Origin of the sequence: Citrobacter sp. JGM124, assembly GCF_018257795.1 — a bacterium.
Lineage (GTDB): Bacteria > Pseudomonadota > Gammaproteobacteria > Enterobacterales > Enterobacteriaceae > JGM124.
In genome coordinates this window covers 1-503 of the sequence record NZ_JAERJD010000042.1, presented here as the reverse complement: position 1 = coordinate 503, position 503 = coordinate 1, and the positions used below count along the sequence as shown (strand labels likewise).

Here is a 503-nt window from a genome sequence, read left to right as displayed (position 1 = left end):
CCTTCCAGCGCTTTCAGAGCAGAACCACGTACGATTGGAGTATCGTCGCCTGGGAAATCATACATAGACAGAAGTTCACGAACTTCCATTTCTACCAGTTCCAGCAGCTCTTCATCATCAACCATGTCACATTTGTTCAGGAACACGATGATGTAAGGAACGCCAACCTGACGACCCAGCAGGATGTGCTCACGAGTCTGTGGCATTGGGCCATCAGTTGCAGCAACAACCAGGATAGCGCCGTCCATCTGAGCAGCACCGGTGATCATGTTTTTAACGTAGTCGGCGTGCCCTGGGCAGTCAACGTGCGCATAGTGACGAGTCGGGGTGTCATACTCAACGTGAGAAGTGTTGATGGTGATACCACGAGCTTTTTCTTCTGGTGCGTTATCGATCTGATCGAAAGCACGAGCAGCACCGCCGTAGGTTTTAGCCAGTACGGAGGTGATGGCAGCAGTCAGGGTTGTTTTACCATGGTCAACGTGGCCGATAGTACCGACGTT

The 503-nt window shown here is 51.7% G+C and carries 1 protein-coding gene; it reads right to left on the bottom strand.

Annotated features, from left to right (window positions below; translation table 11 throughout):
- Positions 1–503, bottom strand: a 503-nt coding sequence (locus tag JK154_RS17640; RefSeq protein ID WP_211994029.1) for a GTP-binding protein, incomplete at both ends; no start/stop codon positions are given.